The organism is Arthrobacter zhaoguopingii, from assembly GCF_009828595.1.
GTDB classification, from domain to species: Bacteria; Actinomycetota; Actinomycetes; order Actinomycetales; family Micrococcaceae; genus Arthrobacter_D; species Arthrobacter_D zhaoguopingii.
This window is the reverse complement of sequence record NZ_WPNY01000028.1, coordinates 1-5876: the sequence shown is the minus strand read 5'-3', so window position 1 is coordinate 5876 and position 5876 is coordinate 1. Positions and strand designations below refer to the sequence as shown.

Genomic DNA, 5876 nt, shown 5'->3' with positions numbered 1-5876 from the left:
TGTTGTTTGAGAACTCAATAGTGTGCCAAGTTTGTTGATACCGATTGTTTTTTGATTGGTTGAATTGGCTGGTCTGCCGCACCCCGTGTGGTGGGCTGGTTTTTTTGGCTGGTTTCGAATTTTGTGCAGCAGGGGTTGCCGTTTTCCCGGGGGCTTGTGTTGTGTCTGTAATGCATTTACGGAGAGTTTGATCCTGGCTCAGGATGAACGCTGGCGGCGTGCTTAACACATGCAAGTCGAACGATGATCCGGTGCTTGCACCGGGGATTAGTGGCGAACGGGTGAGTAACACGTGAGTAACCTGCCCTTGACTCTGGGATAAGCCTGGGAAACCGGGTCTAATACCGGATATGACTGCCGGCCGCATGGCCTGGTGGTGGAAAGCTTTATTGCGGTTTTGGATGGACTCGCGGCCTATCAGCTTGTTGGCGGGGTAATGGCCCACCAAGGCGACGACGGGTAGCCGGCCTGAGAGGGTGACCGGCCACACTGGGACTGAGACACGGCCCAGACTCCTACGGGAGGCAGCAGTGGGGAATATTGCACAATGGGCGCAAGCCTGATGCAGCGACGCCGCGTGAGGGATGAAGGCCTTCGGGTTGTAAACCTCTTTCAGTAGGGAAGAAGCGAAAGTGACGGTACCTGCAGAAGAAGCGCCGGCTAACTACGTGCCAGCAGCCGCGGTAATACGTAGGGCGCAAGCGTTATCCGGAATTATTGGGCGTAAAGAGCTCGTAGGCGGTTTGTCGCGTCTGCCGTGAAAGTCCGGGGCTTAACTCCGGATCTGCGGTGGGTACGGGCAGACTAGAGTGCAGTAGGGGAGACTGGAATTCCTGGTGTAGCGGTGAAATGCGCAGATATCAGGAGGAACACCGATGGCGAAGGCAGGTCTCTGGGCTGTAACTGACGCTGAGGAGCGAAAGCATGGGGAGCGAACAGGATTAGATACCCTGGTAGTCCATGCCGTAAACGTTGGGCACTAGGTGTGGGGGACATTCCACGTTTTCCGCGCCGTAGCTAACGCATTAAGTGCCCCGCCTGGGGAGTACGGCCGCAAGGCTAAAACTCAAAGGAATTGACGGGGGCCCGCACAAGCGGCGGAGCATGCGGATTAATTCGATGCAACGCGAAGAACCTTACCAAGGCTTGACATGAACCGGAATGGCGCAGAGATGTGTCAGCCACTTGTGGCCGGTTTACAGGTGGTGCATGGTTGTCGTCAGCTCGTGTCGTGAGATGTTGGGTTAAGTCCCGCAACGAGCGCAACCCTCGTTCCATGTTGCCAGCGGGTTATGCCGGGGACTCATGGGAGACTGCCGGGGTCAACTCGGAGGAAGGTGGGGACGACGTCAAATCATCATGCCCCTTATGTCTTGGGCTTCACGCATGCTACAATGGCCGGTACAAAGGGTTGCGATACTGTGAGGTGGAGCTAATCCCAAAAAGCCGGTCTCAGTTCGGATTGAGGTCTGCAACTCGACCTCATGAAGTTGGAGTCGCTAGTAATCGCAGATCAGCAACGCTGCGGTGAATACGTTCCCGGGCCTTGTACACACCGCCCGTCAAGTCACGAAAGTTGGTAACACCCGAAGCCGGTGGCCTAACCCCTTGTGGGAGGGAGCCGTCGAAGGTGGGACCGGCGATTGGGACTAAGTCGTAACAAGGTAGCCGTACCGGAAGGTGCGGCTGGATCACCTCCTTTCTAAGGAGCGCCTTCGGGTGCCGGCCCAACCAGAGTGTTGGGTGTGGTGCCTGCAAGGAGAGCCCATAGCGCGGGCGTTTGTTCCGCGGTGGGTGCTCATGGGTGGAATATCAACGAATAGTTTGGGTTCTTTTCCCGGTTGCCGCTAGTACGGCGCCCTGGTGTCCTGCCGGTGTCCCTTTGGGGGTGCGGTGCGGGTGGCCGGTGCGTCTGGAACGCCGGTGGGCGGTGGAGGGGATGGAAGCGTTTGGCACACTGTTGGGTCCTGAGATAACAGGGCCCTGTTTCTCGTGGTTGTCCGTGGTGTCCCCTGGTGGGGTGCTGTGGGCGGGTGCGGGGGGTGGGGTGTGTTGTTTCTGGTTTTCCCGCGCATGCCGCGTCGTCGTGTCCCTTGGGGGTGCGGGGGGTGGGTGTGATGGGGTTGTTGGTTGAGAACTGCATAGTGGACGCGAGCATCTTAAAAAGAAGCAATTTCTTAGATAGACCTGGTTCCGGATTCTGTCCGGGCCTGGTTTTCTCGATATGTTTTTTGATCTTTTGTGGTCAAGTTTTTAAGGGCACACGGTGGATGCCTTGGCATCAGGAGCCGAAGAAGGACGTGGGAATCTGCGATAAGCCTGGGGGAGTTGATAACCGAACGGTGATCCCAGGATGTCCGAATGGGGAAACCCCGCCGGGGGCGCCTTGTGCGTGATCCGGTGACCCGTACCTGAACACATAGGGTGCGTGGAGGGAACGTGGGGAAGTGAAACATCTCAGTACCCACAGGAAGAGAAAACAACAGTGATTCCGTTAGTAGTGGCGAGCGAACGCGGAAGAGGCTAAACCAGTGGTGTGTGATAGCCGGCGGGCGTTGCATCACTGGGGTTGCGGGACTTTCCGTATCAGTTCTGCCGGACTGGTGAAATGTGTGCAGGCGTATAGGTGAACGGGTTTGAAAGCCCGGCCGGAGAGGGTGTAAGTCCCGTAACCGTAATGCGTGCTGCCGTTTGGAGAGTATCCCAAGTAGTACGGGGCCCGAGAAATCCCGTGCGAATCCGCCAGGACCACCTGGTAAGCCTAAATACTCCCTGATGACCGATAGCGGACCAGTACCGTGAGGGAAAGGTGAAAAGTACCCCGGGAGGGGAGTGAAACAGTACCTGAAACCGTGTGCCTACAAACCGTCGGAGCAGTGCGTGATTTATCACGGTGCTGTGACGGCGTGCCTTTTGAAGAATGAGCCTGCGAGTTAGTGTTACGTCGCGAGGTTAACCCGTGTGGGGAAGCCGTAGCGAAAGCGAGTCTGAACAGGGCGACCGTAGTGGCGTGATCTAGACCCGAAGCGAAGTGATCTACCCATGGCCAGGTTGAAGCGACGGTAAGACGTCGTGGAGGACCGAACCCACTTCAGTTGAAAATGGAGGGGATGAGCTGTGGGTAGGGGTGAAAGGCCAATCAAACTTCGTGATAGCTGGTTCTCCCCGAAATGCATTTAGGTGCAGCGTTGCGTGTTTCTTACCGGAGGTAGAGCTACTGGATGGCTAATGGGCCCTACAAGGTTACTGACGTCAGCCAAACTCCGAATGCCGGTAAGTCAGAGCGCAGCAGTGAGACTGTGGGGGATAAGCTTCATAGTCGAGAGGGAAACAGCCCAGACCACCAACTAAGGCCCCTAAGCGTGTGCTAAGTGGGAAAGGATGTGGAGTTGCCCAGACAACCAGGAGGTTGGCTTAGAAGCAGCCACCCTTGAAAGAGTGCGTAATAGCTCACTGGTCAAGTGATTCCGCGCCGACAATGTAGCGGGGCTCAAGTACACCGCCGAAGTTGTGGCATTCACATATCAGCCAAGCCGGGGATTCGTTCCCCTGAGTTCAGGCGTGTGGATGGGTAGGGGAGCGTCGTGTGGGCAGTGAAGCCGCGGTGGAAACCAGCGGTGGAGCCCACACGAGTGAGAATGCAGGCATGAGTAGCGAAAGACGGGTGAGAAACCCGTCCGCCGGATGATCAAGGGTTCCAGGGTCAAGCTAATCTGCCCTGGGTAAGTCGGGACCTAAGGCGAGGCCGACAGGCGTAGTCGATGGACAACGGGTTGATATTCCCGTACCGGCGAAAAACCGCCCATACCGAACAGGGGACACTAACCGCCCGAAACCTGCCCGACCGCCCTTGTGGTGGAAGGGTTTTGGTGGAGCGCGGGACCTGAGCCTGGGAGGTAAGCGTATTAACAGGTGTGACGCAGGAAGGTAGCCAAGCCGGGCGATGGTTGTCCCGGTCTAAGGATGTAGGGCAGGACGTAGGCAAATCCGCGTCCTTGTGTTCAATCACGCGCCTGAGATCTGATGGGACCCCCGTATGGGGGAATTTGGTGATCCTATGCTGCCGAGAAAAGCATCGGCGCGAGGTTTTAGCCGCCCGTACCCCAAACCGACACAGGTGATCAGGTAGAGAATACTAAGGCGATCGAGAGAATTATGGTTAAGGAACTCGGCAAAATGCCCCCGTAACTTCGGGAGAAGGGGGGCCCCAACCGTGACGGCGACTTGCTTGCCTGAGCGGATCGGGGCCGCAGAGACCAGGGGGAAGCGACTGTTTACTAAAAACACAGGTCCGTGCGAAGTCGCAAGACGATGTATACGGACTGACTCCTGCCCGGTGCTGGAAGGTTAAGAGGACCGGTTAGTTCCGCGCTTGCGCGGTGCGAAGCTGGGAATTTAAGCCCCAGTAAACGGCGGTGGTAACTATAACCATCCTAAGGTAGCGAAATTCCTTGTCGGGTAAGTTCCGACCTGCACGAATGGAGTAACGACTTCCCCGCTGTCTCAACCATAAACTCGGCGAAATTGCAGTACGAGTAAAGATGCTCGTTACGCGCAGCAGGACGGAAAGACCCCGAGACCTTCACTATAGTTTGGTATTGGTGTTCGGTGTGGCTTGTGTAGGATAGGTGGGAGACTGTGAGACCCGGACGCCAGTTCGGGTGGAGTCATCGTTGAAATACCACTCTGGTCACTCTGGATATCTAACTTCGGCCCGTAATCCGGGTCAGGGACAGTGCCTGATGGGTAGTTTAACTGGGGCGGTTGCCTCCTAAAAAGTAACGGAGGCGCCCAAAGGTTCCCTCAGCCTGGTTGGCAATCAGGTGGCGAGTGTAAGTGCACAAGGGAGCTTGACTGTGAGAGAGACATCTCAAGCAGGGACGAAAGTCGGGACTAGTGATCCGGCGGCACATTGTGGAATGGCCGTCGCTCAACGGATAAAAGGTACCTCGGGGATAACAGGCTGATCTTGCCCAAGAGTCCATATCGACGGCATGGTTTGGCACCTCGATGTCGGCTCGTCGCATCCTGGGGCTGGAGTAGGTCCCAAGGGTTGGGCTGTTCGCCCATTAAAGCGGTACGCGAGCTGGGTTTAGAACGTCGTGAGACAGTTCGGTCCCTATCCGCTGCGCGCGCAGGAAATTTGAGAAGGGCTGTCCTTAGTACGAGAGGACCGGGACGGACGAACCTCTGGTGTGTCAGTTGTACTGCCAAGTGCACCGCTGATTAGCTACGTTCGGATGGGATAACCGCTGAAAGCATCTAAGCGGGAAGCCCGCTTCAAGATGAGATTTCCATACACCTAACCGTGTGAGAGGCCCCCAGCCAGACCACTGGGTTGATAGGCCGGATGTGGAAGCAGGGACCAACGACCTGCGAAGCTGACCGGTACTAATAAGCCGATAACTTACACCACACCACCACCGCAGGAACAAGGGACTTCAAACCCCGTTCCACTTCACGCGGAGGTGCAAAGATCGAATGCTACGCGTCCACTATGCGGTTCCCAACCAACAACAGGAACCCCCCCCCCACCACCACCAGGGCACAACCCCGGAGGCGGACACCACGGGGGCACCACAACTGAATACACGTCCAGCACAGGCAAGACGTAACAGGCTTACCACCCCAGGACACCCAGCCACCCCCCCCACACCAGGGGCACGGGCCAGGCACCGGGAACACCGGGGAACGGTACAACGAGTTACGGCGGTCATAGCGTGGGGGAAACGCCCGGTCCCATTCCGAACCCGGAAGCTAAGACCCACAGCGCCGATGGTACTGCACCCGAGAGAGTGTGGGAGAGTAGGACACCGCCGGACCACCCTTAAAATGCAGGCCCCACCACCGGTGGGGCCTGCACCCCTTTAACCACC

The 5876-nt window shown here is 57.1% G+C and carries 3 rRNA genes; all 3 read left to right on the top strand.

Annotated features, from left to right (window positions below):
• The first annotated feature begins 175 nt into the window (after positions 1–175).
• The 3 genes from GVV86_RS18325 to rrf all read left to right on the top strand — a co-directional run bounded on the left by GVV86_RS18325 (position 176) and on the right by rrf (position 5822).
• Positions 176–1702: ribosomal RNA gene (locus GVV86_RS18325) — 16S ribosomal RNA — on the top strand.
• A gap of 541 nt (positions 1703–2243) precedes the next feature.
• Positions 2244–5416 (top strand): 23S ribosomal RNA (locus GVV86_RS18320).
• Positions 5417–5705: 289 nt separating this feature from the next.
• A 5S ribosomal RNA gene (gene rrf, locus GVV86_RS18315) occupies positions 5706–5822 on the top strand.
• The 16S, 23S and 5S rRNA genes sit together here, the layout of an rRNA operon.
• Positions 5823–5876 lie beyond the last annotated feature (54 nt).